Here is a 26,577-nt window from a genome sequence, read left to right as displayed (position 1 = left end):
GGGAGGGCCATTCATGAAATCCGCAATCCTTGCGTCAGCCGCGGCGTGGTTCGTGAGTACGGCCGCCCTGGCGCAGCCGGCGCACGACATGTCCAAGATGTCGGGGCCGATGAGCATGGGGCTGCCGCCCATGCCCAGCGTCTACAATGGCCAGGCCGACAAGCCGGGCGCGCCGGTGTTCACCGGCCTGGGCCCACATCACGTGGCGATCGGCACGGCCAATCCGGAGACCCAGCGGTTCTTCGATCAGGGCGTGAAGCTGATGTTTGGCTTCAATCACGCCGAGGCGATCCGCTCGTTCCGCGAGGCCGCCAGGCTCGATCCGCAGTGCGCCATGTGCTGGTGGGGGGTGGCCGCGGCGCTGGGCCCCAACATCAACATGCCGATGCCGGACGACGCGGTCGCTCCCGCCTGGGCGGCGCTGCAGAAGGCCAAGGCCCTGGCGCCTGGCGCGCCTGCGCGCGACCGGGCCTGGATCGCGGCGCTCTCGGCGCGCTATTCGGCCGACCGCAAGGGCGACCGGGCGGCGCTGAACGCGGCCTATGCCGACGCCATGGGCCGGCTGTGGCGCGAGCATCCCGACGACCTGGAGGCTGCGGTGTTCTACGCCGAGGCGATGATGGACACTCAGCCCTGGGACTATTGGGAGGCTGACGGCGCCACGCCCAAGGGCCGCGGCGCCGAGATCGTGCGCACCCTGGAGACCGTGCTGACCCGAGCGCCGGACCACCCCGGGGCGCTGCATCTCTACATCCATGCGGTGGAGGCCTCGACCACGCCGGAGCGGGCGGAGCCCGCGGCCGACCGGCTGCTGACCCTGATGCCCCAGGCCGGCCACATCGTGCACATGCCCAGCCACATCTACTACCGCGTCGGGCGCTATGCGGACGCGGCGCGAGCCAACGAGATCGCCGCCAAGGTGGACGAGGACTACATCGCCGCTTGCCGGGCGCAGGGCTTCTATCCGGCGGGCTATTACGGCCACAACATCCACTTCCTGTGGACCTCCGCCGAGATGGAGGGCCGCTACCAGACCGCGTTGGACGCCGCGCGCCGGCTGGTCAAGGCGGTGGACGCCCAGGAGACCGCCAAGCGGCTCTCGGTGGCCGAACTCTATGTGTTCACCCCGGTGCTCACCCTGCTGAGGTTTGGCAAGCACCGCGAAGTGCTGGCCGAGCCCGCGCCGGATAAGGCGCTGACCCTGGACATGGCCATGTGGCTCTATGCCCAGGCGTTCGCTCACGCCAACACGGGCGACTTGGCCGCCGCCCAGGCGGACCGCAAGAAGCTGGTGGCGCTGACCAAGGCCAATTTCGCGCGCTTCGCCCCGTTCGGCGTTCCCGCGGCCCAGATGACCCAGGTGGCGCTGGCCTCGGTGGACGGCGAGATCGCCCGGGTGTCGGGCGACCTCACCGCGGCGATCCTGCATTTCCAGAAGGCCGCCGAACTGGAGCGCCAGCTCCCCTACACCGAGCCCGCCTACTGGCACCGCCCAGTGAGCCACCTGTTGGGAGCGGCGATGATGCAGGCCAACCGCCCGGCCGATGCGGAAGCGGTCTACCTGGACAGCCTTCGCCACTACCGGGCCGACGGCTGGGCGCTGTTCGGCCTGGTTCAGGCGTTGCAGGCGCAGGGCAAGACGCCGGAGGCCAACCAGGCGATGAACCGATTCATGGAGGCCTGGCGCAGGTCCGACACACGCATCGAGGCGTCCCGGCTCTAACGCCAGCCGGCCCGCTTCAGGGCGCCGGCCTGGCTGCGGCTGACGGGCACGCTGAGGCCGCAGGCCAGGCGGGCCTCGCCGCGGCCCCGCCGCCAGCGGACGGTTTCCAGGGCGTCGGCCGCCACCCACCAGGAGCGATGGGTGCGGAAGCCGGGGACTGCGGCCAACTCGACCAGGGCGTCGCCGAAGCGCGCGGTGATCAGCTCCTCGCCGGCGTTGGTGTGGACGCGCAGGTAATGGTCCTCCGCCTGGACGGCGATCAGCTCGGCCTCGCGGCGGCGCGCGGAGAGGCGCTGGCGAAAGGAGTGTCCGGAATCGCCCGCCGGCTCCCGCACGTCGGGCTCGGGGCGAGCCTGCGCCCAGGCGAGCTGGCGCAGGGCCATGGCGCCTACGCAGACCACCAAGACCTGGAAGAGCAGGCCGCCCAGGTCCTTAAGGCCGGGCGAGCCGCCGAACACAAATCCCGACACCAGCCAGACCAGGGCGGTAACCCCGGGCGTCATCAGCAGGCTGACAGCCGCCAGGCGCGGCCAGAAGGCGGACGTCCGGCGCAGCACCGCGTTGTCGACGGCGATGCCGATCAGACCGCCGCCGGTCATCACGACCAGCCAGTAGACGGCCCGGACGGAGAGCGGCCGTTCGGCGGTGGCGAACGGTCCCAGTAGGGCCATGAACACGCCGATGGCGACCAGCAGGGCGAGCTCGGCGGCCGCGCGGCGCAGCAACGAGGTTCTTGGCTTCGGCATCGACGTCACACACCAGACTCGCCGGCCAGTGTGCCACGCCCGGCCGGACAAACGCATCCTTTCACGCAGGAAAGGCGCCGTTCGCGGCTCGGGCGTAGCGCGGGCCGGGGGGTTCGTCATGCTCGCGGCCTGCAGGGGGAGATATTGCATGAACACCAAGGTATCTAGCGGCTTGTGGGGTCTGGCGGCGCTGCTCAGCGTGGCCGTGGCGATCGTGTCCTACCGCTATGTGCCGTCCGTCGGGCCGGTGCCGGAGAATGTCGGGGCGAACCTGTTCTTCAACCCTTGGCTGGCAGTGCACGTCGGCGGCGCAGCGACCGCGCTCCTAGTGGGCCCGCTGCAGTTCCTCTCTAAGCTCAGGGCACGACGCCGCGGTCTGCACCGCTGGCTCGGCCGTACCTATGTGGTCGCCTGTCTGGTGGGGGGGCTCTCGGGGCTGCCGCTGGCCTATGGCGCCAGCGCCGGGCCTATCGCCGCGGCCGGGTTCGGCCTTCTCGCGGTGATCTGGCTCTACACCACCGGCCAGGGCTGGCGGCTGGCGCGGGCGCGGCGGTTCGAGGAGCATCGGCGCTGGATGATCCGCTCCTTCGCCCTCACCTTCGCCGCGGTGACGCTTCGTCTCTACCTGCCGATCGCCCCGGTCCTCGGCTACGACTTCATGGAGGGGTACCGGATCATCGCCTGGGCGGCCTGGGTCCCCAACCTCCTGCTGGCCGAGCTATACCTGATGCGGGGACGCGCGCCGGCGCGAATGCAGCCGGCGGGGTAGGACCAACCGCACGCCGCCGGCGCCATATCAGGCTCCGGCGCGGGCGCCCTGGCTGGCCTCCTCGGCGAGGCGCCCGGTGAGCTCCGACATGTGGTCGAAGTCGGCCTCGAAGGCGCCCAGCCCCTGGGTCAGGCCGCGCAGCTCGGCGATCAGGTCCTGCCGCTCGCTCTGCGGCAGGTAGGCCTCGATGCGCTCCCAGCCTCGCCAGTCCTCCCGCGGCGTCAGGCCCAGAATCTGCCCGCGGCGGGCGGTCAGGGCTGAGGTGACGTTGGAGGCGCTGGGCGAGGGCGAATAGACCGTCAGCTTCTCGATGGGCTCCAGCAGGATCGAGCCGCAGGCCCGAAGCCCATCCTCGACGGCGATGCGGCCGGCCTGACGAAAGGCCATTTCCGAGGAATCCACGCTATGGGCCGATCCGTCGGTGAGCGTCACCTCCAGGTCGGTGACCGGGAAGCCGAGAGGCCCGCGCGTCAGGCCGTCGCGGACGCCCTGTTCGACCGCCGGGATCCACTGCCGGGGCACAGAGCCGCCCACCACCTTCTGCTGGAAGACGAAGCCGGAGCCGCGGGGCAGGGGCCTGATCTCCAATGTGACGTCGCCGAACTGGCCGTGACCGCCGGTCTGCTTCTTGTGCCGGCCGCGCTGGGTGACGCTGCGCCGGACGGTCTCGCGGTAGGGAGTCTTCGGCTGCTGGGTGTCGATCTCCACGCCGAAGCGGCGCTTCATCCGCTCCAGGGCCAAGCGTACATGGCCCTCGCCCTGACCGGCCAGCAGCACCTGGCGAGCCTCGGCGTCGTGGGCGAGCGTCAGGCCCGGATCTTCCTCGATCAGCTTGGCCAGCGCGCCGGAGAGCCGCACGTCGTCCTTGCGGTTCCTGGCGGCCAGGGCCACGGCGAACAGCGGCCGACGGGGCCGCATGGCGGCGCGCACGGTCTGCGGCTTGCCGGTCAGCGATAGGATCTGGCCGGCGGCGGCGGCCTCCACCTTGCCGATGGCGCAGATGTCGCCGTCGGGAGCGCTGGCGATCTTCTTCAGCGCCGAGCCCTGCACTAACGAGAGCCCGCCCGCCCGGCAAAGGTCGCCGGTGGGCAGCACAAGGTCGGCGCCGTCGGCCAGCGGCCCGCCGAACACCCGGGCGAAGGCGAGCTTGCCTGACTGGCCGGCGTAGGCGGCCTTCAGCACATAGGCACCGTTCTCCACGCCCAGGCGCTGGGCGGCGCGGTCGGGGGAGGGGGTCTCGTGGCGCAGCGCCTTCAGCAGGCGGCGCACGCCGAAGCCGTTCTGCGCCGAGCCGAAGAACACCGGCACGATCAGCCCGTCGGTCATCTCACGGACCAGGTCGGCGAACACCGCGTCGCGGCTGGGGCTGACGTCGGAGAGCAGTTGTTCCAGGAGGTCGTCGTCGAAGTCGGCGATCTGTTCCAGCATGTGGAAGCGGGCGTCGGCCTCGGCGTCCATCAACTCGCCGGGGATCTCGATCTGCTGCGAGGCCTCGCCCGGCCGGTAGACGAAGGCGCGCTCCAGGGCCAGGTCGATGAAGCCGGTGACTTTCTCGCCCTCCCAGGTCGGGATCTGGCGGGCGACGAGCGGGGCGGAACTGACCGGCGCGAGCGCCTCGAGCAGGTCCTGCAGGCTGCTGCGGGCGACGTCCATCTTGTTGACGAAGAGCGCGTGCGGCACGCCCAGCCGCTCCAGTTCGCGCAGGGTCGGTTGTAGCAGGGCCGCCTTGGCGGGGTCCGGATCGGCCACCACCACGGCTAGGTCGATGGCCGGCAGGGCGGCGTCGATGTTGGCGCAGAACTCCAGGGATCCGGGACAGTCCACCACCGTGTAGCGGTCGCCCATGAAGTCGAAGCCGGCGAGGTTCAGCTCCACCGAGTGGCCGCGGGCGCGGGCCTCGGGGCTGGAATCTCCCACCTTCTCACCGCCTGTCCCGGCCCGCCGGTCGACGGCGCCGGTGACCTGCAACAGGGCTTCCATCAGGGTCGTTTTGCCGGAATTGGTGGGGCCCACGAGCGCAAGCGCCCGAACAGACCCCGCAGGTTGGATTGCCATGGTCGTCTCCCATCACCTCGGGCGCCATGACGCCCCCGAAGTGCCCCGGGTTCAGACGCATCCCTGGCGCGAGTTATGACGGTCGCTGACCGGACTGGCTGGCCAACGCCGCCCACCGAGACGAAGCCTACGCCCGCATTCTGGCTTCGGCTAGCGCCTCGGCGCCAGGCTCGCGACTCCGTGTATGCGTGCGGAGGCCATGTCCCACCCCGTCCGCCTGGGCCTCTTCTACGGGGCGATCTTCATCGGTACGGGCGCGGCCTCGCCCTACATGCCGGTGTGGTTCGCCCACCAAGGCCTCTCCGGCGCGCAGATCGGGCTGATCCTGTCCGTGCCGATGCTGGCCCGGGCGGTGACCGCGCCGCTGCTGGCTGTGTGGGCCGACAGCTTCAAGCTGCGGCGCACGGCGCTGATGATCATGAGCCTCGTCGTCGCGGTGCTCTACGGCCTGATGACCGCGCCGCTGGGGTTCGCCTGGTGGATCGTGGTGTGGTTCGCCGCCTCCTCGATGTTCTCGACGCTCTCGCCGCTCACCGACGTAATCGTGCTCAAGCGCGCCGCCCGCGACGGGTTCAACTACGGCTGGCCCAGAGGCATCGGCTCGGCGGCCTTCATCGTCGCCAACCTGACGGTGGGGGCCCTGCTCACCCGCGGCACGCCGGAGATCGTGCTGGTCTGGATGATCGGGGCCGTCACCCTGACGGCGGTGGGCGCGCGGCTGCTGCTGCCGCCCGATCCGGTGCACGAGGACGAGGGGCACATTGTCGGCTGGCGCAGCCGCCTGGCCGGGCTGGGCGAGCTGGTCCGCGACCCGGCCTTCATGACCGCGGCGGTCTCGGCCGGCCTGATCCAGTCGGCGCACGCCTTCTACTATTCGTTCTCGACCCTGGCCTGGAAGCAGCAGGGCCTGGCGGAGGACCTCACCGGGGTGCTCTGGGCGGTGGGGGTGGCCACGGAGATCGGTTTTCTGTGGTTCATGGAGCCGTGGCGGCGCGCCGTGGGCCCGCGCAACCTTCTGGTACTGGGCGGGGCCGCCGCGGTGGTCCGATGGACAGCGCTAGCCTTCTCGCCGCCGCTCTGGATGCTTTTCCCGCTACAGGCGCTGCACACGCTGAGCTACGCGGCCACCTTCCTGGCCTCCCTGCAACTGGTGGAGCGGCTGTCGACGCCGCGCAATGCGTCGGCCGCCCAGGCGATCAATTCCGCGCTCTCCGGCGGCGTGCTGGCGGGGCTGGCGACCATCGCCTCGGGCTGGCTGTTCGATGCCCACGGCGCGCGGGGCTACCTCTTGATGTCGGTGATATCGGCGGTGGGCCTGATCGGCGCAGTCCGGCTCTATGGCCTGCGCCGGCTCGACCCCTGACGCTGGGACAGCCTTGCCCTGCGCGGCCGGCTGGCGGCTAGATGAGCCATGCGCGCGCTGAACATATCCGAACCCTGGGGCCTGGACGCCCTGACCATCGTCGAGGTGGAAGACCCGAAGCCCGGCCCCGGTGAGGTCTTGGTGCGGATGCGGGCGGTGTCCCTGAACTACCGGGACCTGCTGATGGTCGGCGGCATGTATGGCCGAGGCCCCGCGACCGGCGGGCCGATCACCCCGTTCTCGGATGGCTGTGGCGTTGTCGAGGCGGTGGGGGACGGCGTCACCCGCCTGGTGGTGGGCGACCGGGTGGCGACCATGTTCTTCCAGGGCTGGATCTCCGGGCCGCCGACGCTGGAGAAGGCGCAAACGGCGCTGGGCCACCCGATCCCGGGCGCCGGCCGCGAGCTGGCGGTGTTCAACCAGGAGGGCCTCTCCAAAGTCCCGGAGTTCCTTACCGACCACGAGGTCGCCACCCTGCCGTGCGCCGGGCTGACCGCCTGGCGGGCGCTGTTCGAAGACGCCGACCTGCAGCCCGGCGACACGGTGGTATTGCAGGGCACCGGCGGGGTCTCGGTGTTCGGCCTGCAGTTCGCTCACGCCGCCGGCCTGAGGACCCTGATCACCTCATCCTCCGACGAGAAGCTGGCCCGGGCCAAGGCGCTGGGCGCCGACCATCTGGTGAACTATCGCGAGACGCCGGAGTGGGCCAAGCCGGTGCGGGAGGCCACCGGGGGGCGGGGCTGTGACTTCATCATGGAGGTGGGCGGCGGCGGCACCATCGAGCAGTCCATGCGGGCCATCCGCATCGCTGGCCACATCGCCATGATCGGGGTGGTGGCGGGCGCGGGCTCAGGCTTCAACCCGGCCAGCCTGATCGGCAATGCGGCGAAGCTCCAGGGCGTGTTTGTAGGCTCCCGCGACATGTTCGAGGCCATGTGCCGGGCCATCGACCTGCACCGCATCCGGCCGGTGGTCGACAAGGTGTTCCCGTGGACGCAGGCCCGGACCGCCTTCGAGGCGATGCGTGCCGGCGAGCACTTCGGCAAGATCGTCCTGGCGTTCTGAGTACAACCGCAAGACTGGGGTGCTGACCATGAAGACGAAGGGGATCAATCACCTGGCACTGGTTTGCCGAGATATGGAGGAGACCGTCCGGTTCTATACCGAAGTCCTTCACATGCCGTTGTTCAAGACGGTCTCCCTGCCCGACGGGGGACAGCATTTCTTTTTCGACTGCGGGGGCGGCGCCAGTGTGGCGTTCTTCTGGTGGCCTGACGCACCCGCTGCGGCGCCCGGCATCGCCTCGGTGAAACGTTTTCCCAGCGACCCCAAGACCGCCATCGGCTCCATGAACCACGTGGCCTTCCACATGGACGAGGCCGAGCTCGAGGCCTCGATCGCGCGGCTGCAGGCGGCGGGCGTTCCGGTGACGCCCATGGTGGTGAACCACGACGACAGTGCGCAGGGGGTGAGCGCGCAGATGCACCCCGGCGTCTTCGTGCGCTCGGTCTATTTTACCGACCCCAACGGGATCATGCTGGAGTTCGCCGCCACGACCAAGGTGTTCGGGCGGGACGACGTGAGCCACAAGCCGGCCAGCGCGACCCGGCCTATGGAGGCCTGATCGCCATGCCCCGTCTTCGTCAGGTAAGCCGCGCCGAAGCCCAGTCCGAGGTCGTCACCCGGACGTATGACCTGTTGTTCGGGGACCGCGACCCGGTGGCCGAACCGGGCACCGCCACAGGCACGCCCGGAGACTGGTGGACCGTGTTCGCCCTGGTTCCTGATTGCCTGGACCACTGCAACCGTGGCTTCGCCTTCTATCGCAACCCCCGGCGCAAGATCGATCCGGTGCTGCGCGAACTGGGCCAGACCCGCGCGGGCTGGGCCAAGGGCAGCCAGTTCGTCTTCTCCCAGCACTGCAAGTCCCTGCGCGGATTGGGCGTGTCGGAAGCCAAGATCGAGGCGATCCCGCACTGGGCGGTGGCCGACTGCTTCGACGCCAGGGAGCGCGCCGTGCTGGCCTATGCCGACTGTCTGGTGCTGCAGGACGGGCGCACGCCAGATGCGGTGTTCGAGACGCTGAAGACCTTTCTCAGCGATGAGGAAATCCTTGAGTTCACCTACATCACCTGCCTCTACGACATGCACGCGGTGATGAGCCGGGCCCTGCAGACGGAGTTCGACGACCGGGCGGAGGCCATCGTCGAGGTGGCGCCGCCGCCGGACTTCAGCGCCCGCGACTTTCTGGACACGGGGCGGAGGCCGACAGCCGAATAGCCGGGATCAGATGCCTGGGTCGAAGGCGCCTTCCAACCAGGCGAAGATCTGCTCGGCGGCCTCTTCTGGGCTGACCTTGGTGGTGTCGATGCGGATTTCCGGATTCTCCGGCGCCTCATAGGGGCTGTCCACACCGGTAAAGTTCTTCAACTCGCCCGCCCGGGCCTTCTTGTAGAGTCCCTTGACGTCGCGCCGCTCGGCTTCCTCGATGGGCGTGTCGACGAACACCTCGACGAACTCGCGCTCGCCCATCAGCTCGCGGGCCATCCGCCGCTCGGCGCGGAACGGCGAGATAAAGGAGACCAGCACGATCAGGCCAGCGTCGACCATCAGCTTGGCCACCTCGGCGACCCGGCGGATGTTCTCGACCCGGTCCTCCTCGGTGAAGCCCAGGTCCTTGTTGAGGCCATGGCGGACGTTGTCACCGTCCAGCAGATAGGTGTGGCGGCCCTCCGCGGCGAGGCGCTTTTCCACCATGTTGGCGATGGTCGATTTGCCGGCGCCCGACAGGCCGGTGAGCCATACCACCCGGGCCTTCTGGCCCTTCTGGGTGGAGCGCGCGGGCTTGTCGACGTCCAGGGCCTGCCAGTGGATGTTCTGGCTGCGGCGGAGCGCGAAGTTGAGCAGGCCCGCGCCTACCGTGCGGTTGGAGATCCGGTCGATCAGGATAAACCCGCCCAGGTCCTTATTCTCCGTATACGGATCGAAGGCTATGGAGGCGTCGGTGGAAAGGTTGCAGACGCCGATTTCGTTGAGCTCTAGGCGGGTGGCGGCTAGGTGCTCCAGGGAGTTGACGTTGACCTTGTACTTGGGCTCCGCCACCTGCGCCGAGACGGTGCGGGCGCCCAGCTTCAGAAGGTAGGGCCGGCCCGGCAGCATGGGCTCGTCGTCGAACCAGATCACCGTGGCCTCGAACTGATCGGCCACGGCGGGCGGGCTGGCCGCGGCGGCCAGCACATCGCCGCGGGAGATGTCGATCTCGTCGGTGAGGGTCAGGGTCACCGATTGGCCGGCCACGGCGCAGGCCAGGTCGCCGGCCTGCGTGACGATCCGCGCCACGGTGCTTTCGCGGCCCGCGGGCAGGGCCTTGATCCTGTCGCCCGGCGCGATGACCCCGGACGAGATCTGGCCGGAGAAGCCGCGGAAGTCGAGGTTGGGCCGGTTGACCCACTGGACCGGCATGCGGAACGGCTTGCCGCGCAGGTCGTCCTCGATAGGCGCCTCCTCCAGCCAGCGCAGCAGGGGCGGGCCCGCGTACCAGGGGGTGGCCGCCGACGCCTCGATGATGTTGTCGCCCCGCAGCGCAGACATCGGGATGGCGGTGAACCCGGTGATCCCGATCTGTTCGGCGAAAACCCGGTAGTCGGCGACGATCTCGTCGAAGCGGGCCTGGCTGAACTCCACCAGGTCCATCTTGTTGATCGCCAGCACCACGTGGCGGATGCCCAGCAGGCTGACCAGGTAGCTGTGCCGCCGGGTCTGGGTCAGTACGCCCTTGCGTGCATCGATCAGGATGACGGCGGCGTCGGCGGTGGAAGCGCCGGTGACCATGTTGCGGGTGTACTGCTCGTGGCCGGGGGTGTCGGCGACGATGAACTTGCGCTTGTCGGTAGAGAAGAATCGGTAGGCCACGTCGATGGTGATGCCCTGCTCGCGCTCCGCGGCCAGGCCGTCCACCAGGAGGGCGAAGTCGAGCTCGCCGCCCTGGGTGCCGACCTTGCGGGAATCCGCCTCCAGCGCCGCGAGCTGGTCCTCGAAGATCATCTTGGAGTCGTAGAGCAGGCGGCCGATCAGGGTGGACTTGCCGTCGTCCACCGAGCCGCAGGTGATGAACCGCAGGAGGCTCTTCACCTCGTGGGCCTTCAGATAGGCGTCGATATCCTCGGCGATCAGGGTTGACTGGTGGGACATCAGAAATATCCCTCTTGCTTCTTCTTTTCCATGGAGGCGGTCTGGTCGTGGTCGATGACCCGGCCCTGGCGCTCAGACGTTGTGGTGAGCAGCATCTCCTGGATGATCTCGGGCAGGGTCGTGGCGGTGGACTCCACGGCTCCGGTGAGCGGGTAGCAGCCGAGCGTCCGGAACCGGACCGACTTCATCATCGGCGTCTCGCCGGGCTTCAGCGGCATGCGGTCGTCGTCGATCATGATCAGGGCGCCGTCGCGCTCCACCACCGGCCGCACAGCCGCGAAATAGAGAGGCACAATCGGGATGCTTTCCAGGTGGATGTATTGCCAGACATCAAGCTCGGTCCAGTTGGAGATCGGGAACACCCTGATGCTCTCGCCGGGGTTCCTGCGGGCGTTGTAGAGCCGCCAGAGTTCAGGACGCTGGTTCTTCGGATCCCAGCGGTGCTGGGCCGAGCGGAACGAGAAGATGCGCTCCTTGGCGCGGGACTTCTCCTCGTCGCGCCGGGCGCCGCCGAAGGCCGCGTCGAAGCCGTACTTGTCCAGCGCCTGCTTGAGCCCTTCGGTCTTCCAGATGTCGGTGTGCAGCGCCGAGCCGTGGTCGAAGGGGTTGATGTTGCGGGCGACCGCATCGGGGTTCCTGTGGACCAGCAGTTCCAAGCCCAGCTCGCGGGCCATGCGCTCGCGCATCTCGTACATGGCCTGGAACTTCCAGGTGGTGTCCACGTGCAGCAGCGGGAAGGGTGGCTTCGACGGGAAGAACGCCTTGGCCGCCAGGTGCAGCATCACCGCACTATCCTTGCCGACGGAATAGAGCATCACCGGGCGTTCGCACTCGGCGGCCACCTCACGCATGATGTGGATGCTCTCGGCTTCGAGCCGCTGCAGGTGGGTTAGCGTCTGTTGGGACAAGGCGCTTCCGGCGGTCGTGGAATCAGGCAGGACGCGGACGTCCATGGCGCGGACCTTACAGCAAACATGAAAAAAGCCGCGCGCATGCCGCGTGCGGACCAGCCTTGACGGTGAGTTAGAGCCGCACTCCAGGTCGCGCAAGGCGAGCGGCTCTCAGGAATTCTTAGGTCGCCTCCAGCGGAAGTGGCTGGCTTCAGGCCGGCTCGACGGCGGCCAGCCCGCGGGAGCGGGCCTCGGCGGCGGAATACCAGACCACCCCGTCACCCCAGTCGTGAGCCAGGGCGTCGGCCGGCGCCTTCGCATCCGCGCCACAGAGGAAGGCCAGTTCCTGGGCGGTGAGCATGCCCCAGCGCGCGAAGGCTTCGTCCGGCGTCGGGTCCGGACGCGGATCGGCGGTGGCCCCCGGAAGGGCCGCCTCCAGCCCCGCCGCATAAGCCTCGTAAGGGACCCAGCCGGCGACGGTCTGGTCGCCGCCGGGGCCGCGGAAGATCACCGTGGGCAGGGCGTAGCGGTCGTGGCCCTCGGAGTGCTTCAACTCGCCGTTCATCGGGCTGTCGTGCTTGAGCGCGCGGACATAGTCGTTGGGGGCGCGGGTCTCGTCCCAGTCGGCGCGGTAGGCGGCGGCCACCTCGGGCGACTGCTGGTCGCGTCGCCACCGGGCTTGGTCGAGGCCGGCGACGCCGGTGGTGGCGGCCTCGAACTCATCCGGGGTCTGGGGGCCCAGGCCATCGACGAAGATGCGTTCGCGGAACCGGCGAAGCACAGCCTCGGCCACGGCCGCGCCCTGGCGTTCGGCGGCTTTCACCGCGATGCAGGCCGGGTCGGTGGACTGCAGCATGATGCGCATGGGATTGGGATAGGGCTGGCCGGTGAGGGCGGTCACCCGCTTCCAGTAGGCCCGCATGGGCTCAGCGGCGCTGATCCGGTCCCACCCTTCTTTGCCGGTGGAGGCGTCGCCCACGAGGCCGCCCATCACGCGGCGCCAGGTGAGGTGGTGGCCGTGACGCCAGTCCAGCCGGCGAAAAAAGGCTTCGGCGCCCCAGGCGGTGGAGCAGACGGGATCGGTGTACTCAACGACCTCGATGCGATTGGCGTCCATGACGGCCTCCAGGCTCTGCGTCGGAAGCCTCCGCCGCAGCCACGCGCGTGGCAAGGAGAAAGGGGCGGGAGCCGGAACAAGCCGTGGGGCCGGGCTTTCCGTCCCCATGAAGACTATCCTCCTGGCGGGCGCGCTCTCGCTGGCGGCCCTCACCGCTCACGCCCAGGCCTATGACGCCGTCCCGAAGGTGCAGGCAGAGGCCACCGGTGGCTCCACCGCCAGCGTCAGCGCATTGATGGATGTGGCCGCGCCCCCGGCGGTGGTCTGGGCGACCTTGACCGACTGCGCCAACGCCACCCGCTTCATGCCCAAGCTGATCAGTTGTAAGATCCTGGAGACGGGATCCGGCTGGGAGATCCGCGAGCACCGCCTGAAGGGCGGGCTGTTCAAATCGGAGATGCGCAACGTGTTCCGCGCGGACCTTGATCCGCCCCGCCGGCTGTCCTTCCGTCGCGTGGCGGGGGACTGGAAGCGCTCGGACGGCGAGTGGCGGCTGAGGCCCATCGCCGGCGGCAAGGCCACGCACGTCACCTACCACACCGACGTCGCCATCGGCGGCGCCGTGCCGGTCGGCATGGTCCGTTCGGCGGTGGCCAAGGGCATGCCCGAGGCGATGCTGGCGCTGCGCCGCGAATGCGTGGCGCGCGCCCGCAAGGCCGCCTAGGCGGTGAGCGCCGGGGGGTTGAGCGAGGCGGACGAGGCCCGGCTGGCGCTGCTGCGCAAGCTTGCGGCGCTGGGCTACCAGTTCACCACGCCCACGCCGTTGACCCATCAGCGCATCCTCCTGCGACGCCGACAGGCGGAGGCCTGCGACCTGGCCGATGTGTTCGGCTGGAGCCTGCCCTTTCGCCCAGGTTTCCTGGACGCCGGCCTGATGGACGCCATGACGGGCGGCGGCCTGCTGCGGGCGCAGGGCGAGCTCCTAACAAGCTCCGTGCGCGTGGCCAGCCTGGGGTCCCTGCTGTTCCTGCACTCGGCCTATCCGGCCCGGGCCAAGGACGCGGTGTTCTTCGGCCCCGACAGCTACCGCTTCACCGACTTCATCCGCGCCGAGACGCCGCACCTGAAGTCAGGCGCGACGGTCGTGGACATCGGCGCGGGCGCGGGCGTCGGCGGTCTGTTCGCGGCCGGGCTGCGTGAGCCGGGGCGGCTGGTGCTGACCGACGTCAATGCGAAGGCCCTGAGCTATGCGGCCGTCAACGCGGCCTATGCAGGGATCGCGGTCGAGTTGCGCGAAGGCGAGGGTCTGGCCGGGCTGTCGGGTCCGATCGACCTGGCGCTGGCCAACCCGCCTTACGTGGCCGGCGACGTGGGCCAGACCTATGCGGCCGGCGGTGGCGCGCTGGGCGGCGAACTCACGCTACGCTGGGCCCGCGAGGTGATCGAGCACCTGGCGCCGGGCGGTCGGTTGCTGCTCTACACCGGCGCCGCCATCGTCCGGGGACACGACGCCCTGCATGAGGCGCTGGCAAACCTTTGCAATGAAATCGGGTGCGCGATGTCGTACCGCGAGATCGACCCCGATGTCTTCCCGGTCCTGCTGGTCATGCCGGCCTACTGGGGGGTGGAGCGGATCGCGGCGGTCGGCGGCGTCCTGACGAAGCCGGCCTGACGGCGTGCCCGAATCCTCCGAAGCTCAACAGTGGTCCGCATCACGGGACGATGTGTCTATGGTGACGCTCGTCCATCCCGTGCTTGCAGGAGGCCGTGTGTTGTCCGATTCCGCACTGGTCCGGCCGACCCCTGCAGCGCGCGCGGCGCCGGAGCGGGAGGCTGGCCGCGGCTTCTGGTTCCGCGATCTGCGCATCTCGCAAGGCCGCGTGAAGGTGTTCGACACCGGCGCCGACCTGAAGTTCGACAAGGTGCTGATCGGCGAGGCGCTGAACTGGTTCGGCTACCACCTGGTCGTTCGCGTCCGGTCCTGGTGGATGCTGGCGACGCGGCGAAGGGCGCCGGCGATCTGGTTCGCACCGGTCAGGCCACGCCCCTGGTACATCGTCTGGTCGGCGGCCGCCTGGGCGGGCGTGCGGATCGCGCGGTCGCCGGAGACCGCCGACGCCACCTTCGCGTTCGAGGACGCCACCTGGTCCTTCCCTGGCGCTCCCGGCCTCGCGCCGGCCTTCAACTTCGGCTGCACGGACGTCTCCAAGACCCACGTGGCGACGGTGTTCGAGGCGGTGTTCGGCTACCCCCTGGCGCTGGATCCCGAGACCTGGAGCGGCCCCGCGGTGGAGAAGGGCGAGATGAACGGAGCGCACGACGGCAAGGTCGTCCAGTGCCCCACGCCGCGTCTGCCGGGCCGCAGCTACCAGCGGCTCATCGACACCCGCGACGGCGATTTCGCCTACGATCTGCGCACCCCCTGCGTCGGCGGCCGGCCGGTCGCGGTGTGGATCAAGCGCAAAACTCCCGAGCGGGCCTTCGCGATCCAGAACCTGGAGGTCACCCTGCACCAGCCGCAGGACATCTTCAGCGACGCTGAGCTGGCCGGCATCGGCCGGTTCTGCAGCGCCATGCAGGTGGACTGGGCCGGACTCGACATCCTGAGAGAACGCGGCACCGGCCGGCTCTACATCGTCGACGTCAACAAGACGGACGTGGGCCCGATCATCGCACTCTCCCTGCGCGATAAGCTGCGCTCGACGCGGCTCATGTCGCAGGCGCTGGAAGCGCTGCTGGCCGACGGCAAAGAGCGCCCGCTTGCGGCAGGCCGCTAAGACGTCTCGCCGGCTGGCTGGGTCCTGGTCGGGGTCGCCAGCGTGCTGGGCCTGGCCGCTGTGGCGTTCATCGCCTTGCGGTTTGGTGGACCCGACCGCTGGCTGGAGGTGTTCAACATCCATGCGGGCGCTCGCCCGGGCCTAGCCGCTTGGCGAGCACCGTGCCGGTGTGCCACAACGCTCAAACAAGGAAACGCATACCGCGTCTTCGAGCCAGAAGACTGGCCGCGGACGCTGGTTACAAGGGGCGGGAATGACTGCGCAAACCATCGCGGCGCCGAAGGCAACGCCGGCATACAGCTATTTCGTCGTCGGAATGCTGGCGGTCATCTACACGCTGAACTTCCTCGACCGGCAGATCATCTCGATCCTGGCCGAGCCGATCCGCAAGGATCTCAACCTCACTGACACCCAGCTCGGCATGCTGGGCGGGATTTTCTTCGCCGCCTTCTATACGGCGTTCGGCATCCCGGTGGCCTGGCTGGCCGACCGCACCCGACGGGTCTGGATCATCTCCGCGTCCTGCGCCCTGTGGAGCCTGTTCACCGCGCTCTGCGGCACGGCGACCAACTTCATGCAGTTGGCCCTGATGCGGATGGGCGTCGGCATCGGCGAGGCCGGCGGCTCGCCGCCATCCTATTCCCTGATCTCCGATTACTTCCCGCCCGAGAAGCGCGGCACAGCCCTGGCGCTCTATTCGCTTGGCGTGCCGCTGGGATCGATGATCGGCGCCTTCGCTGGCGGCCGGATCGCGGCGGCCTACGGCTGGCGCACGGCGTTCTTCGCCCTGGGCGTCCCGGGCATCATCCTGGCGCTGCTGCTGTTGCTGCTCGTGCGCGAACCCAAGCGCGGCACGCTCGATCCGCTGGCCCAGGGCGTTCTGGCGCACGACGCCGCCCCGCCCATCGCCAAGGCGGTTGGCGGCTTCTTCGCCAACCGCACCCTGGTGCTCACCGCGATCTCGAGCGCCCTGTCGGCCTTCATAGGCTACGCGGCGCTGACCTGGAACCCGCCGTTCCTGATGCGCGTGAAAGGCATGGAACTGACGGAGGTGGCCAACTACTACAGCATCGTCCTGGGCGTCACGGGCGTCATAGGCACCTTCGGGGCGGGCTGGCTGGTCGACCGGCTGAGCAAGAAGGACCGCCGCTGGTTCGCTTGGATCCCGGCGATCGCCTTCACCATCACCATTCCGTTCTGGATCGGCCTCCTGTGGGCGCCGACCTGGCAGATCGCGCTGATGTTCCTGGCGGTTCCGGCCCTGCTCAACAACGCCTATCTGGCCCCGGCGCTGACGGTGGTGCAGAACGCCGTGCCGCCGGCTCAGCGCACCATGTCCGGCGCGATCCTGCTGTTCGTGCTTAACATCATCGGCCTGGGCATCGGCCCCGTGTACGTCGGTCGCATCTCCGACATGAGCAAGCCCGAGTACGGTGAGGGCTCCCTGGCGGTGGGCTTCGCGGCGCTGATCCCGATCATTGTCATCACCATCATCGCCCACCTTGTCGCCGCCCAGTCCATCGGCCGCGACCGCCGGCTGGCCGTGGCCCTGGCCTAACGTGTGACCGGCGCCACAGGTGGAGCCTCACCTGTGGGGCCCCAGCCGATTTCCCGTGCCCTATGCTGCGGCGCCGCTAAGGTTGGGCGGCGAGGGGCTCTTGATTCCGGATGCGACAGTGAGTGAAGCCATCGACCAGCCGTGGATCCGCGGCTACGCCCTGACCCCGCGACGCCTGAGCGAGGGCGGCTGGGTGTGGTTCGGCAGCTATGAGTGGCGCTGGCAACGGCCGACCTCATTCCTGCCCAGCGCCGTGAACCCGCCACGCGTGTTCACCCGCAAGGCCCGGACGCGGATGAAGACCCCGCGCTGAGCGTCCCAACCAGGGCGTCCGAAAACCGCTAAGCCGGTCGCAGCATGTCCGAAAACCGCGAGACGCGGACCGGGGCAGGGCGCATCCTCAACCGCATGGACATGGATTTCGGAGCCTGCCGCCGCGCCTTCGCCACCCGCGACCCCCGCTTTGACGGGAAGATCTTCTGCGGTGTTAAGACCACCGGCATCTACTGCCGCCCGATCTGCCCAGCCCGCACGCCCAAGGCGGAGAACGTCACCTTCTTCCCGACCGCCGCGGCGGCCCAGGAGGCGGGCTTCCGGCCCTGCCTGCGCTGCCGGCCAGAAGCCTCCCCCGACCTCGGCGCCTGGCGTGGCACCTCCAATACCGTGTCGCGGGCGCTGGCCCTGATCGAGGCCGGGGCATTAGACGCCGGCGACGTGGATAGGCTGGCCGCGCGCCTCGGCGTCGGCGAACGCCAGCTTCGCCGCCTGTTCCGGCAGCACCTCGGCGCCCCGCCGGTGGCCGTCGCCCAGACCCGCCGCGTGCTGCTGGCCAAGCAACTCATCCAGGAGACCCTCCTGCCGATGGGCGAGGTGGCGCTGGCTTCCGGATTCGGCAGCGTGCGGCGGTTCAACGAGACCTTCCAGCAACTGTTCGCCCGCCCGGCGGGCGCGCTTCGCCGCTCACGCCAAGCCGAGGCCAGCTCCGCGGCCGGCGGGATCACCGTCAGGCTGCCCTACCGACCGCCATACGACTGGGACGCCATGATCGGTTTCCTGGCCGCCCGCGCCATCCCCGGCGTGGAGCGCGTAGAAGCCTACCGCTACGCCCGAACTCTCGCCATCGACGGCGCCCGCGGCGTGGTGATCGTCACCCCAGGGAAGGGCGACGCGCTCAGCGCCGAGATCCATTTCCCGAAGCTGGCGGCCCTGCCAGCGGTGATCGCGCGCATTCGGCGCGTATTCGATCTGACCGCCGACCCAGGCCTGATCGGCGACCATCTGAGCCAGGACCCGGCCCTGGCGTCCCGGGTCGCGGCCCGGCCCGGCCTGCGCGCGCCGGGCGCCTGGGATGGCTTCGAGCTCGCCATCCGCGCGATCCTCGGCCAGCAGATCACTGTGGTCGCCGCCCGGGGCCTGGCCGTCAAGCTGACTGCCGCCTATGGCGAGGCGATCGACGATCCCGCCGCGGCCAGGCTCGGCCTGACCCAGGTGTTCCCGACGCCGGACCGGCTGGTGGGCCAGGACATCGCGGCCCTCGGCATGCCCCGGACCCGCGGCGCCGCGCTGGAAGCCCTGGCCCGCACGGTGGCGGCCGACCCCACGATCTTCACCCCGCGCGCCGACCTGGAGAGTGCGATCAAGGCGTTATCGGCCCTGCCAGGGGTCGGCGAGTGGACGGCCCAGTACATCGCGCTGCGCGAGCTGCGCGAGCCCGACGCCTTCCCGCACGCCGACATCGCGCTGCTGCGCGCCATGGCCGACCCTGACGGGGTGCGACCGACGCCCGCCCAGCTGCTCGCCCGCGCCGAGGCCTGGCGCCCCTGGCGGGCCTATGCCGCACAACACCTGTGGGCCGGCGACGCCGCCCCAGCCCGACTTGAAGAGGACCAAGACCAATGACCGCCGTGCTGCCTGACACCCTGACCTTCGACCGCCTGGAGACGCCGATCGGCACGGCCCTGCTGGTCACCGACGAAGCCGGCGCCTTGCGCGCCTTCAACTGGACAGACTATGAGCCGCAGATGCGCGCCTGGATCGCCCGCCACTATCCCAAGGCCGCGGTCCGTAACGGCGTCAGCCCGCTGCGCGCCGCCTTCCAGGCTTATTTCGCCGGGGACGCCCAGGCCCTGGCGACCGTGCCCTGGGTGGCCTCCGGTACGGCCTTCCAGCGCCAGGTCTGGGACACGCTCTGCAGCATTCCGGCCGGCGAGACGCTGAGCTACGCGGGCCTCGCACAACGCATCGGGCGGCCCACCGCCATGCGGGCCGTGGGAACGGCGAACGGGGCTAATCCGGTGGCCGTGGTGGTGCCCTGCCATCGGGTGATCGGCGCCAATGGCTCACTCACCGGCTACGGCGGAGGCCTGCACCGCAAGCGCTGGTTGCTGAGCCACGAAGGGGCGAGCTTTCGCGAGGTGCTGGCCGCCTGACGTGCGGGCCGGGCCATTCCGCCGCCGGATGGACCAACATGACAAAAATTTCACGCGTGACATGTCGCAGCCCGGCCAAGCCCGACGTAGAAACGGGTTCGACGTAATCGTCGCGGAGCCGGGTCCCTTCCGATGGCGACTTTCACAGAACTGGTGGCCGCGGTCGTGGTGCAGTCCTCCGCTGTGGCCTTCTCCCATTTTGGCATGGTGATGGAGCCGCCGGCGCAGGTCGAGCGCAGCCAGCCCGTCGTTGAAAGCGTCATCGCCCGCACGAAGCGCAAGGCAGACAAGGCGGCCGACTGGCCCCAGTTGCCATGCGCCCGGCTGATCCAGGTCTGAAGACTCGCGCGCCTGAGCGCCTGCTGAACCGCGACAATCCGCCTCCCGGCCGCCTGACCGCACAGGTCGGGTGTTTGCGTCCGCTGCTATCATAGGTATTCCTTCCCCTGCGGAGGCGAGGTCGGGGCGACCTTGGCGGCCCAACGGCGCCCGCCCTCCGCGGGTTCGAGAAGGAACGGCCGCGTATGAAGTTCTCCAGACGTCGCCACCCGACGGATTTCGGAGCCTCGCCGGATCGCGGCCTGACCCCGGCTGCGCCAGCCGCGGAGCCTGAAACCCTCGCCGCCGAGCCCGTGGCCGCCCAGGCCCAGGCCATGCCGCCGCTGCAGCCGCCGCCGGTTCAGCAGGAGGTCGCGACGCGGCCGTCCCGCACGCCGGCGCCGCGCCCAGAGTTCCAGCCGGAACCCAGCGTGGCCCCGGAGTCCGCCAACTTCGAGGCTCCTTCGGCCTGGCCGATCTACCTGACCGCGCTCGGCGTCTCGGTGCTCTGGGCCCTGGCGCCCATCGCCTTCGCCGTCGGCTACCGCAACAACGTCGCCCCCCTGCAGACCGACGTCTTCGCCATCGCCGTTTTCGCCCTCCTAGCCATCGGGCCCGCCGCCTTCGTCTGGGGCGCCGCCTACATGATCCGCCAGGGTCAGAAGCTAGCCGCGGAGGCCCGCCGCGCCAAGGCCATGGCCGACGACATGCTGTCGCCGGCGCTCACCGCCGCCGCCCGCGCCGGCGACGTGGTCCAGGGTGTCCGCGAGGAGATCATCCGCGCCGCCGCCGCCGCGGAGGAGGCCCGCGAGAGCCTGCTGGCCCTGCGCGACGCCCTGGCGCTGGAAACCGAACAACTGACCGGCGCCACCGCCCAGTCGGTGCGCACCGCCGAGGACCTGGCCGGGACCCTGGGCCGCGAGCGCACACAAATGGGCGAACTCGCCCTGACCCTCGACGCCCAGGCGATCCGGGTGGCCGACACCATCACCCAACAGGCCCGCATGGTAGCCGAGGCCTCCGACCTGGCCGAGACCCAGTTACGCGAAGCTGAAGCCGCGCTCGCCGCCCGCGCCGCCGACCTGGCCGCGGCGGCCGGAGAGGCCGGAGACGCCGCGCGCACCGCGGGCGAGGATCTGGTCCGCCATATCGCCCGCCTGGAGACCGCCGGCGTTGGGGTTTCTGAACAGGTCCGCGCGGTGGAGGGCGGCCTCTCTGAGCAGCGGGCCGCCTTGATCACCCTGGCCCACGCCCTGAAGGCCGACCACGAAACCTTCTCCGGCGAGGCCGAGGCCCACGCCGCCCAGCTCGGCGAGTTCATTAGCCAGGCGCGGCTCTCCGCCGTGGAAATGAACGACCGGGCCACCAAAGGCGGAGAGGCCCTGCGCCTCTTGATGGCCGACGCCGCCGAACAGTTCCGCGACCTGGCTGAGACCGCCCGGGCCGAGCGCGAGGAGTTCGGCCAGTCGACCCTGCAGTCGCTGGACGCGGTCTCCGAGGCCGCCGCCGACCAGCGCGCCAAGCTTGAGGCCCAGACCCGCGCCGCGGTGGATGCCCTCGCCGCCGCCGCCGAGGAGACCCGCGCCGCCGCCGCCAGTCATGCGGAGACCGCCCGCGCACAGGTGGACCAGCTCTCCGAGGCCGCTTTCACGGCCGGCCAGAAGGCCAACCAGGTGTTTGAAGCCCGCCTGGCCGAGGCCCGCGCCCTGGTCGAGCAGTCCTCCCTGATGGTTGAGGAAGCCGGCGCCGCCACGGCGCGCAAGCTGGAGGAGGGCGCGGCGTCGGCCCGCGCCACCCTGGATGAGCTGGCCGCCATGATGGCGGAGATTGAGCAGCGCGCCTCGCGCATGCCGGCCGCGGCCCGTGGCCAAGCCGACGCCGTGCGCGCTACCGTCTCCGAGGGCATGGACGCGCTGATGGCCCAGGCCCGCCGGACGGCGCAGGAGGCCCAGGCCATCGACGCGGCGTTCCAGGACAGGGTGCGCCGTAATTTCGAGATGCTGAGCGAAGCCGTGCGGCTGATGGGCTCAGTGGCCGCCGCGGCGCCTATGCCCCTGGCGCCGCCCGCGCCGACGCCCGCTCCAGCCCGCCGCGCCGCCCGCGCGGCGCCGCCCGCCCCTGAGGCAATTCTCGCGGAGGAGCCCGAACCCCTCAACCTCGACCAACTGGCCGCCGACGCGCCGGCCGCCGATGCGCAAAGCTCAGGCGCAGCGCTGGCCGACGAGCTGGGCTTGCGCCCGCGCCTGCGGCTAACGCCTACAGCCACCGACGAGGAATTTTCCGCCATCTTCGAGGCTGCCGGCGGGCCGCCCGCCGCCGAGGACGACGACGAGGACGACGCACCCGCCGACGGTGACAGCTGGACCTGGAAGGACCTGCTGGCCTCCCTGGACGGTGCCGATGGAGAGGGCCAGCGCCTGGAGGACACCCTGGCGGCGGAACTTGGGCGCATGGGCGTCGATCCAGCCAAGCTGTTGCCAAAGGCCCGCATCGACGAGATCGCCGCGGCAGTGCAGACCGGCGACCTGGAGGGTGCGCGCCAGGTGGTCAAGCGACTGGCCCCGGCCGCCACGCGGCGCATTGCGCGTCGGCTGTTCACCGACGAAGACGTCAAGCGCCAGACGGAAATCTACGTGCGCCGCTACCAGACCCTGGTGGAAGATGCGGTGGTGCGTGATCCCGAGGGCTTCCTGATGGCCAACCTCCTGGCCAGCGAAGCGGGCCGGCTCTATCTTCTGCTGGACGCCGCCGCCGGGGACATGGTCTGAGCCGGACGCTCACGGTCCGCGCCGAACGCTGGCAGATCGCCGGGGCCTTCGTCATCTCCCGGGGCGTGAAGACCGCGGCCGAGGTCGTGGTGGCTGAGATCAGCGACGGCGATCATCCGGGCCGCGGCGAGGCCGTGCCCTATGCCCGCTATGGCGAGGATATGGTCGGGGTGCTGGCGGGGGTGGAGACGGCGCGCGGCGCGGTCGAGGCCGGCTGCAGCCGGGCTGAACTACAGGACATCCTTCCACCCGGCGCGGCGCGCAACGCCCTGGACTGCGCGCTTTGGGACCTGGCGGCCAAACAGGCGGGCGTGCGGGCCTGGACCCTGGCCGGCCGCGCGCGGCTGGACCCGGTGAAGACCTGCTTCACCCTGAGCCTGGACACACCCCGGGCGATGGGGGAGGCGGCGAGAGCTCAAGGGCGGCGGCCCATGCTGAAGCTGAAGATCGGCGGCGCGGACGGGATCGACCAGGTGGCGGCGGTGCGCGCCGCGGCGCCGCGCACCCGGCTGATCGTCGACGCCAACGAGGCGCTGACCTTCGACGAGCTGGTACACTTGGCGCCGGAGCTGGCGCGCCTTGAGGTCCTGCTGATCGAGCAGCCGCTGCCAGCGGCGCTGGACGAGGCCCTGGAGGGCTATGCCAGTCCGGTGCCGCTGTGCGCCGACGAGAGCCTGCACACCCGCGCCGAACTGGCGGCCTGCGCGCGCCGCTATGCCTGCGTGAACATCAAGCTGGACAAGTCAGGCGGCCTTACCGAGGCGCTGGCCTTGGCCGCCGAGGCGCGGGCGCTCGGCCTGGAGATCATGGCGGGCTGCATGGTCGCCACCTCGCTCGCCATTGCGCCGGCCGTGATGCTGGCCCAGGGCGCGGCGTTCGTGGACCTGGACGGCCCGCTGCTGCTGGCTCGCGACCGCGAACCGGGGCTGGCGATTACCGGCTCGACGATCTTCCCGCCGCCGCCGGAACTCTGGGGCTAGGGAGCCCGCGCGCGGCTTGGGCGTTTCGCTGCGCATGGATGTCACACGCGAGCGCGCACATCTGGCCTGGCGGCGGGCAGAACGGATCAAGAAGCTGTCCGACCGGCTGGTTGGGGTCGGCCCCTTCGGCCTGGGGATCGACGGCGTGCTGGCCTGGGTGCCCGTGGCGGGCCCGGTCTATTCGGTCGGGGCCGGCGGCCTGCTGCTGTACGAGGCCGTCCAGGCGGGCGCGGCGGGCGCCACCGTCGCGCGAATGGCCGCCTATCTGGCCGTCGACAGCGCCAGTTCCAGCGTGCCGATCCTGGGCTGGGCTGTGGACACCCTGTTCCCCGGTCACGCCATGGCCGCTCGCGCCCTGCAGAAGGATATCGAGAAACGCCACGGCAAGGCCGACGCGTTCACCGACGAAGATGTCCGGGCCGCCAACGCCCGGCCGGTAGGACCTACCTCGGCGCCGCCTACCGCCTGACGCTGGACGCAGGTCTGCCGCCTCGTGCTAGGCTCGCCGGCAAAGCTGCGGGAGCGAGACGGCCATGGCGCGGATACCCTATTTCGACCCGGCGGACGCCAAGGGCGCGCGGGCCCAGGCCGCCTACGCCAAGCTGCCACCGCTCAACATCTTCCGCATGATGGGCCACGCCGGCGAGATGATCGACGGGTTCACCAAGCTCGGCACCCAGATCCTCAACTTCTCCAAGCTCGACAAGGTGCTGCGCGAGATCGCCATCATCCGCGTGGGCGTGCTGTCGAACGCCGACTACGAAGTCTATCAGCACGAGCGGATCGGCCGGCAGGCGGGGATGAGCGAAGCGCTGATCAGGGCGGTGCACGAGGGCCCGGAAGCAGCCGCCTTCGACGACCTGCAGCGTAAGGTGATGCGCTTCACCGACGATGTGGTGATGAACGTCCGCGCGTCGGACGCCACCTTCCGCCCGCTGGCGGACGCGCTGAGCTTCCAGGAGCTTCAGGAGCTGACCATCACGGTGGGCTACTACATGATGGTCAGCCGCTTCCTGGAGACCTTCGACGTGGACATCGAGGGCTCGGAAAAGGCGACCGCCTGATGTCGGAGGCCGAGGGCTACGTCCGCCCGCTCAGCGCCGAGTCGGAGGGCCTCGCTCCGGGGCGCGGGCGCCTGGCAGGCCGCCGCATCCTGGTAGTGGGAGGCGGCCAGCGCATCGTCGACGCCGACACTGATCCCGTGGGCAACGGCCGCGCCATGAGCCTGCTGTTCGCGAGGGAAGGGGCCGCCGTAGCCGTTGCGGACCGGAGCCGCCCCGCCGCCCAGGCCACCGCCGACCTGATCGCCGGCGAGGGCGGGATGGCCCACGCCATCGAGGCCGACATCACCCGCGAAGACGACATCCGCCGGATGGTGGCTGAAGCCGTCCAGGCCCTGGGCGGTCTCGACGGCCTGGTGCTGAACGTGGGCGTGGGCGTCGGCGGCCTGGGTCTGGCGCGCGCCACGGCCGACGACTGGGACGCCACGCTCGCCGCCAATCTGCGCGGCCCGATGCTGTGCTGCCGCGAGGCCCTGCCAGTCCTGGCGGAGGGCAGCGGTATCGTGTTCATCTCCTCCATCGCTGGCCTCAAGCCAGGCTCGCGTCTGCCGGCCTATGACGCCTCCAAGGCGGCGCTGGGCGGCCTGATGCGCCACGTGGCCTTCGAGGGCAAACGCAGGGGCGTCCGCGCCAACATCGTCGCCCCCGGCCTGGTTGACACCCCGCTCGGCCGCGTCGCCACCCAGGGCCGGCCCAGCCGCGGCCGCACCCCCACCCCGTTCGGCCGCCAGGCCACCGGCTGGGAGGTGGCCTATGCGGCCCTGTTCTTCATGAGCGACGAGAGCGTCTATGTGACCGGCCAGACGATGGCGGTGGATGCTGGGATAACCTCCATCGGGTGAGGGTCGCCTCGCTGGCGCGCGCCAAGACACCCCAGAGCGAGGAAGGTTGTTTACGAACCCATGCCCTGGCGCTCGCTGTTGCATCGCCCAATGGTCTTCCTGCAGCTATAGGCAATACAACCTGTCTCACGCCCAGTGGCAGAACATCCTCGAACAGGCCCCTTTTAGATTACCTGAGGTTGTGTCCATGCTGGCGAGTGTTGTGCTTGCGCGTGACAAGTAGGCGCGGCGGCTAGCGGAGTTTCTGCGCCGTTATGACGCGGGAACCATCAATTGAAGCAATCGCTTACTTGCTGTTGGCGAGCGCGGTAAACGATTCTCAATGAATCCGCGATAACTCTGTTCCTCGAGTCGCCATCGGTTCGCGTCGGAGGCCCGCACATGGCCGACTTTTTCTTTGAGGACATCACGGCCGCCCAAGCGCTCGCGTACGCCCCGGCCACGGATCGGCTGCTGTTCAGGACCACCGGCGCGACCGCCTCGGTCATCTCCATCGGGTTCGTCCCGTTCACCTCGACCACACCAGACTATGTCACCCTGACCGGTCTGGGGCGCACCGTGACCTTCAACGACCCAGGCGGCTTCCGCGGGGAGACCGACGCTGTCCTGCCCGACAGCTCGATCCTGTTCGCGGGCACCACGGGCAATGACAGCCAAGCCGGCTCCGCTGGCGCCGATGGCCTCTACGGCGGGGCCGGCAACGACAGCCTCGACGGCCTGGGCGGCGGGGATCTGCTCCAGGGAAACCAGGGCAACGACACCCTGGTCGGCGGGGCCGGCAACGACACCATCTATGGCGGTCGTGACAACGACACCATCGACGTGGGTTCGGGCGTGAATTTCGCCAACGGCAACATCGGCAACGACACCATCACCGGCAACACAGGCAGCGATACCCTGCTGGGCGGCCAGAACAACGACATCATCACCGGCGGCGGCGGCACGGACTTCCTTAACGGCAACCTCGGCAACGACACGCTGACCGGGGGCACGTCGGGCGACACCTTGGTGGGCGAAGCCGGCACGGACAGCCTGACCGGCGGCGGCGGA

At 69.9% G+C, this 26,577-nt stretch carries 25 protein-coding genes; 20 read left to right on the top strand and 5 right to left on the bottom strand.

Going from position 1 to position 26,577, the window contains the following annotated elements:
* The first annotated feature begins 52 nt into the window (after window positions 1–52).
* Complete coding sequence (locus ACLL81_RS13075; protein ID WP_411288790.1) at window positions 53–1,723, top strand: hypothetical protein; 1,671 nt, start codon at window positions 53–55, stop codon at window positions 1,721–1,723.
* Here the strand turns inward: ACLL81_RS13075 and ACLL81_RS13070 are convergent.
* Window positions 1,720–2,448 (bottom strand): LytTR family DNA-binding domain-containing protein, encoded by a 729-nt coding sequence (locus tag ACLL81_RS13070; protein ID WP_411288789.1) that lies wholly within the window; start codon window positions 2,446–2,448, stop codon window positions 1,720–1,722. The two genes, ACLL81_RS13075 and ACLL81_RS13070, sit on opposite strands and share 4 nt — an antisense overlap.
* A 169-nt stretch (window positions 2,449–2,617) precedes the next feature.
* Here ACLL81_RS13070 and ACLL81_RS13065 point away from each other — a divergent pair, with 169 nt between their 5' ends.
* Entirely contained in the window at window positions 2,618–3,238 is a 621-nt protein-coding gene (locus ACLL81_RS13065; protein ID WP_411288788.1) for a DUF2306 domain-containing protein, read from the top strand.
* A 27-nt stretch (window positions 3,239–3,265) separates the two neighbouring features.
* Here the strand turns inward: ACLL81_RS13065 and ACLL81_RS13060 are convergent, their stop codons facing one another.
* On the bottom strand, window positions 3,266–5,293 hold the full coding sequence (locus ACLL81_RS13060; RefSeq protein WP_411288787.1) for an elongation factor G: 2,028 nt from the start codon (window positions 5,291–5,293) through the stop codon (window positions 3,266–3,268).
* Between the two features lie 199 nt (window positions 5,294–5,492).
* Between ACLL81_RS13060 and ACLL81_RS13055 the strand changes: the two genes are divergently transcribed.
* From ACLL81_RS13055 to ACLL81_RS13040, 4 genes are read left to right on the top strand one after another with little or no spacing between them, the layout of a single operon-like run.
* Complete coding sequence (locus tag ACLL81_RS13055) at window positions 5,493–6,656, top strand: MFS transporter (protein ID WP_411288786.1); 1,164 nt, start codon at window positions 5,493–5,495, stop codon at window positions 6,654–6,656.
* 48 nt (window positions 6,657–6,704) lie between these two features.
* Window positions 6,705–7,721, top strand: a complete 1,017-nt coding sequence (locus ACLL81_RS13050) for a zinc-dependent alcohol dehydrogenase family protein (RefSeq protein WP_411288785.1) — start codon at window positions 6,705–6,707, stop codon at window positions 7,719–7,721.
* Window positions 7,722–7,749: 28 nt separating this feature from the next.
* Entirely contained in the window at window positions 7,750–8,280 is a 531-nt protein-coding gene (locus tag ACLL81_RS13045) for a VOC family protein (RefSeq protein WP_411288784.1), read from the top strand.
* A 5-nt stretch (window positions 8,281–8,285) separates the two neighbouring features.
* Window positions 8,286–8,936: a carboxymuconolactone decarboxylase family protein gene (locus ACLL81_RS13040; protein WP_411288783.1), complete on the top strand. Its 651-nt coding sequence runs from the start codon at window positions 8,286–8,288 to the stop codon at window positions 8,934–8,936.
* A 6-nt stretch (window positions 8,937–8,942) separates the two neighbouring features.
* On the opposite strand, the gene cysN is transcribed toward ACLL81_RS13040, so the two are convergent.
* The 3 genes from cysN to ACLL81_RS13025 form a co-directional block, all read right to left on the bottom strand.
* Window positions 8,943–10,847 (bottom strand): sulfate adenylyltransferase subunit CysN, encoded by a 1,905-nt coding sequence (gene cysN / locus ACLL81_RS13035; protein ID WP_411288782.1) that lies wholly within the window; start codon window positions 10,845–10,847, stop codon window positions 8,943–8,945.
* The gene (gene cysD, locus ACLL81_RS13030) at window positions 10,847–11,800 is read right to left on the bottom strand and encodes a sulfate adenylyltransferase subunit CysD (protein WP_411288781.1); all 954 of its coding nucleotides are present in this window, start codon (window positions 11,798–11,800) and stop codon (window positions 10,847–10,849) included. Before cysD ends, cysN begins: the two co-directional genes overlap by 1 nt.
* Before the next feature lie 148 nt (window positions 11,801–11,948).
* Window positions 11,949–12,854 (bottom strand): DsbA family protein, encoded by a 906-nt coding sequence (locus ACLL81_RS13025; protein ID WP_411288780.1) that lies wholly within the window; start codon window positions 12,852–12,854, stop codon window positions 11,949–11,951.
* A gap of 106 nt (window positions 12,855–12,960) precedes the next feature.
* Here ACLL81_RS13025 and ACLL81_RS13020 point away from each other — a divergent pair, with 106 nt between their 5' ends.
* The 14 genes from ACLL81_RS13020 to ACLL81_RS12955 form a co-directional block, all read left to right on the top strand.
* On the top strand, window positions 12,961–13,518 hold the full coding sequence (locus tag ACLL81_RS13020) for an SRPBCC family protein (RefSeq protein WP_411288779.1): 558 nt from the start codon (window positions 12,961–12,963) through the stop codon (window positions 13,516–13,518).
* Between the two features lie 18 nt (window positions 13,519–13,536).
* Entirely contained in the window at window positions 13,537–14,466 is a 930-nt protein-coding gene (locus ACLL81_RS13015) for a methyltransferase (RefSeq protein ID WP_411288778.1), read from the top strand.
* 100 nt (window positions 14,467–14,566) lie between these two features.
* Complete coding sequence (locus ACLL81_RS13010) at window positions 14,567–15,571, top strand: hypothetical protein (RefSeq protein WP_411288777.1); 1,005 nt, start codon at window positions 14,567–14,569, stop codon at window positions 15,569–15,571.
* Between the two features lie 253 nt (window positions 15,572–15,824).
* A complete protein-coding gene (locus tag ACLL81_RS13005; RefSeq protein ID WP_411288776.1) occupies window positions 15,825–17,129 on the top strand; it encodes a spinster family MFS transporter in 1,305 nt (434 codons plus the stop codon).
* A 118-nt stretch (window positions 17,130–17,247) separates the two neighbouring features.
* Window positions 17,248–17,442, top strand: a complete 195-nt coding sequence (locus tag ACLL81_RS13000) for a hypothetical protein (RefSeq protein WP_411288775.1) — start codon at window positions 17,248–17,250, stop codon at window positions 17,440–17,442.
* 44 nt (window positions 17,443–17,486) lie between these two features.
* Window positions 17,487–19,028: an AlkA N-terminal domain-containing protein gene (locus ACLL81_RS12995; RefSeq protein ID WP_411288774.1), complete on the top strand. Its 1,542-nt coding sequence runs from the start codon at window positions 17,487–17,489 to the stop codon at window positions 19,026–19,028.
* The gene (locus tag ACLL81_RS12990; RefSeq protein ID WP_411288773.1) at window positions 19,025–19,558 is read left to right on the top strand and encodes a methylated-DNA--[protein]-cysteine S-methyltransferase; all 534 of its coding nucleotides are present in this window, start codon (window positions 19,025–19,027) and stop codon (window positions 19,556–19,558) included. Before ACLL81_RS12995 ends, ACLL81_RS12990 begins: the two co-directional genes overlap by 4 nt.
* A gap of 132 nt (window positions 19,559–19,690) precedes the next feature.
* Complete coding sequence (locus tag ACLL81_RS12985; protein WP_411288772.1) at window positions 19,691–19,897, top strand: hypothetical protein; 207 nt, start codon at window positions 19,691–19,693, stop codon at window positions 19,895–19,897.
* 185 nt (window positions 19,898–20,082) lie between these two features.
* A complete protein-coding gene (locus tag ACLL81_RS12980; protein ID WP_411288771.1) occupies window positions 20,083–22,644 on the top strand; it encodes a polar localization protein TipN in 2,562 nt (853 codons plus the stop codon).
* Complete coding sequence (gene dgcA / locus ACLL81_RS12975) at window positions 22,641–23,624, top strand: N-acetyl-D-Glu racemase DgcA (RefSeq protein WP_411288797.1); 984 nt, start codon at window positions 22,641–22,643, stop codon at window positions 23,622–23,624. Before ACLL81_RS12980 ends, dgcA begins: the two co-directional genes overlap by 4 nt.
* Before the next feature lie 34 nt (window positions 23,625–23,658).
* Window positions 23,659–24,093: a DUF4112 domain-containing protein gene (locus ACLL81_RS12970; RefSeq protein WP_411288770.1), complete on the top strand. Its 435-nt coding sequence runs from the start codon at window positions 23,659–23,661 to the stop codon at window positions 24,091–24,093.
* 64 nt (window positions 24,094–24,157) lie between these two features.
* Window positions 24,158–24,688, top strand: coding sequence for a carboxymuconolactone decarboxylase family protein (locus ACLL81_RS12965; RefSeq protein ID WP_411288769.1), 531 nt, complete (start codon window positions 24,158–24,160; stop codon window positions 24,686–24,688).
* On the top strand, window positions 24,688–25,527 hold the full coding sequence (locus tag ACLL81_RS12960; RefSeq protein WP_411288768.1) for an SDR family NAD(P)-dependent oxidoreductase: 840 nt from the start codon (window positions 24,688–24,690) through the stop codon (window positions 25,525–25,527). The genes ACLL81_RS12965 and ACLL81_RS12960 overlap by 1 nt, the downstream gene beginning before the upstream one ends.
* Before the next feature lie 381 nt (window positions 25,528–25,908).
* Window positions 25,909–26,577, top strand: a 669-nt coding sequence (locus ACLL81_RS12955; protein ID WP_411288767.1) for a calcium-binding protein, incomplete at its 3' end; no start/stop codon positions are given.

Source organism: Phenylobacterium sp., assembly GCF_046590535.1.
Lineage (GTDB): Bacteria > Pseudomonadota > Alphaproteobacteria > Caulobacterales > Caulobacteraceae > Phenylobacterium.
The sequence above is the reverse complement of the archived record's forward strand: the minus strand, read 5'-3'. Positions and strand labels throughout refer to the sequence as shown.

Bases quoted from the DNA above. Each gene is read 5' to 3' on its own strand.
- ACLL81_RS13065 (WP_411288788.1), top strand. From the start codon at position 2,618: ATGAACACCAAGGTATCTAGCGGCTTGTGGGGTCTGGCGGCGCTGCTC.
- ACLL81_RS13060 (WP_411288787.1), bottom strand. From the start codon at position 5,293: ATGGCAATCCAACCTGCGGGGTCTGTTCGGGCGCTTGCGCTCGTGGGC.
- ACLL81_RS13055 (WP_411288786.1), top strand. From the start codon at position 5,493: ATGTCCCACCCCGTCCGCCTGGGCCTCTTCTACGGGGCGATCTTCATC.
- ACLL81_RS13050 (WP_411288785.1), top strand. From the start codon at position 6,705: ATGCGCGCGCTGAACATATCCGAACCCTGGGGCCTGGACGCCCTGACC.
- ACLL81_RS13045 (WP_411288784.1), top strand. From the start codon at position 7,750: ATGAAGACGAAGGGGATCAATCACCTGGCACTGGTTTGCCGAGATATG.
- ACLL81_RS13040 (WP_411288783.1), top strand. From the start codon at position 8,286: ATGCCCCGTCTTCGTCAGGTAAGCCGCGCCGAAGCCCAGTCCGAGGTC.
- cysN (WP_411288782.1), bottom strand. From the start codon at position 10,847: ATGTCCCACCAGTCAACCCTGATCGCCGAGGATATCGACGCCTATCTG.
- cysD (WP_411288781.1), bottom strand. From the start codon at position 11,800: ATGGACGTCCGCGTCCTGCCTGATTCCACGACCGCCGGAAGCGCCTTG.
- ACLL81_RS13025 (WP_411288780.1), bottom strand. From the start codon at position 12,854: ATGGACGCCAATCGCATCGAGGTCGTTGAGTACACCGATCCCGTCTGC.
- ACLL81_RS13020 (WP_411288779.1), top strand. From the start codon at position 12,961: ATGAAGACTATCCTCCTGGCGGGCGCGCTCTCGCTGGCGGCCCTCACC.
- ACLL81_RS13005 (WP_411288776.1), top strand. From the start codon at position 15,825: ATGACTGCGCAAACCATCGCGGCGCCGAAGGCAACGCCGGCATACAGC.
- ACLL81_RS12995 (WP_411288774.1), top strand. From the start codon at position 17,487: ATGTCCGAAAACCGCGAGACGCGGACCGGGGCAGGGCGCATCCTCAAC.
- ACLL81_RS12990 (WP_411288773.1), top strand. From the start codon at position 19,025: ATGACCGCCGTGCTGCCTGACACCCTGACCTTCGACCGCCTGGAGACG.
- ACLL81_RS12985 (WP_411288772.1), top strand. From the start codon at position 19,691: ATGGCGACTTTCACAGAACTGGTGGCCGCGGTCGTGGTGCAGTCCTCC.
- ACLL81_RS12980 (WP_411288771.1), top strand. From the start codon at position 20,083: ATGAAGTTCTCCAGACGTCGCCACCCGACGGATTTCGGAGCCTCGCCG.
- ACLL81_RS12970 (WP_411288770.1), top strand. From the start codon at position 23,659: ATGGATGTCACACGCGAGCGCGCACATCTGGCCTGGCGGCGGGCAGAA.
- ACLL81_RS12965 (WP_411288769.1), top strand. From the start codon at position 24,158: ATGGCGCGGATACCCTATTTCGACCCGGCGGACGCCAAGGGCGCGCGG.
- ACLL81_RS12960 (WP_411288768.1), top strand. From the start codon at position 24,688: ATGTCGGAGGCCGAGGGCTACGTCCGCCCGCTCAGCGCCGAGTCGGAG.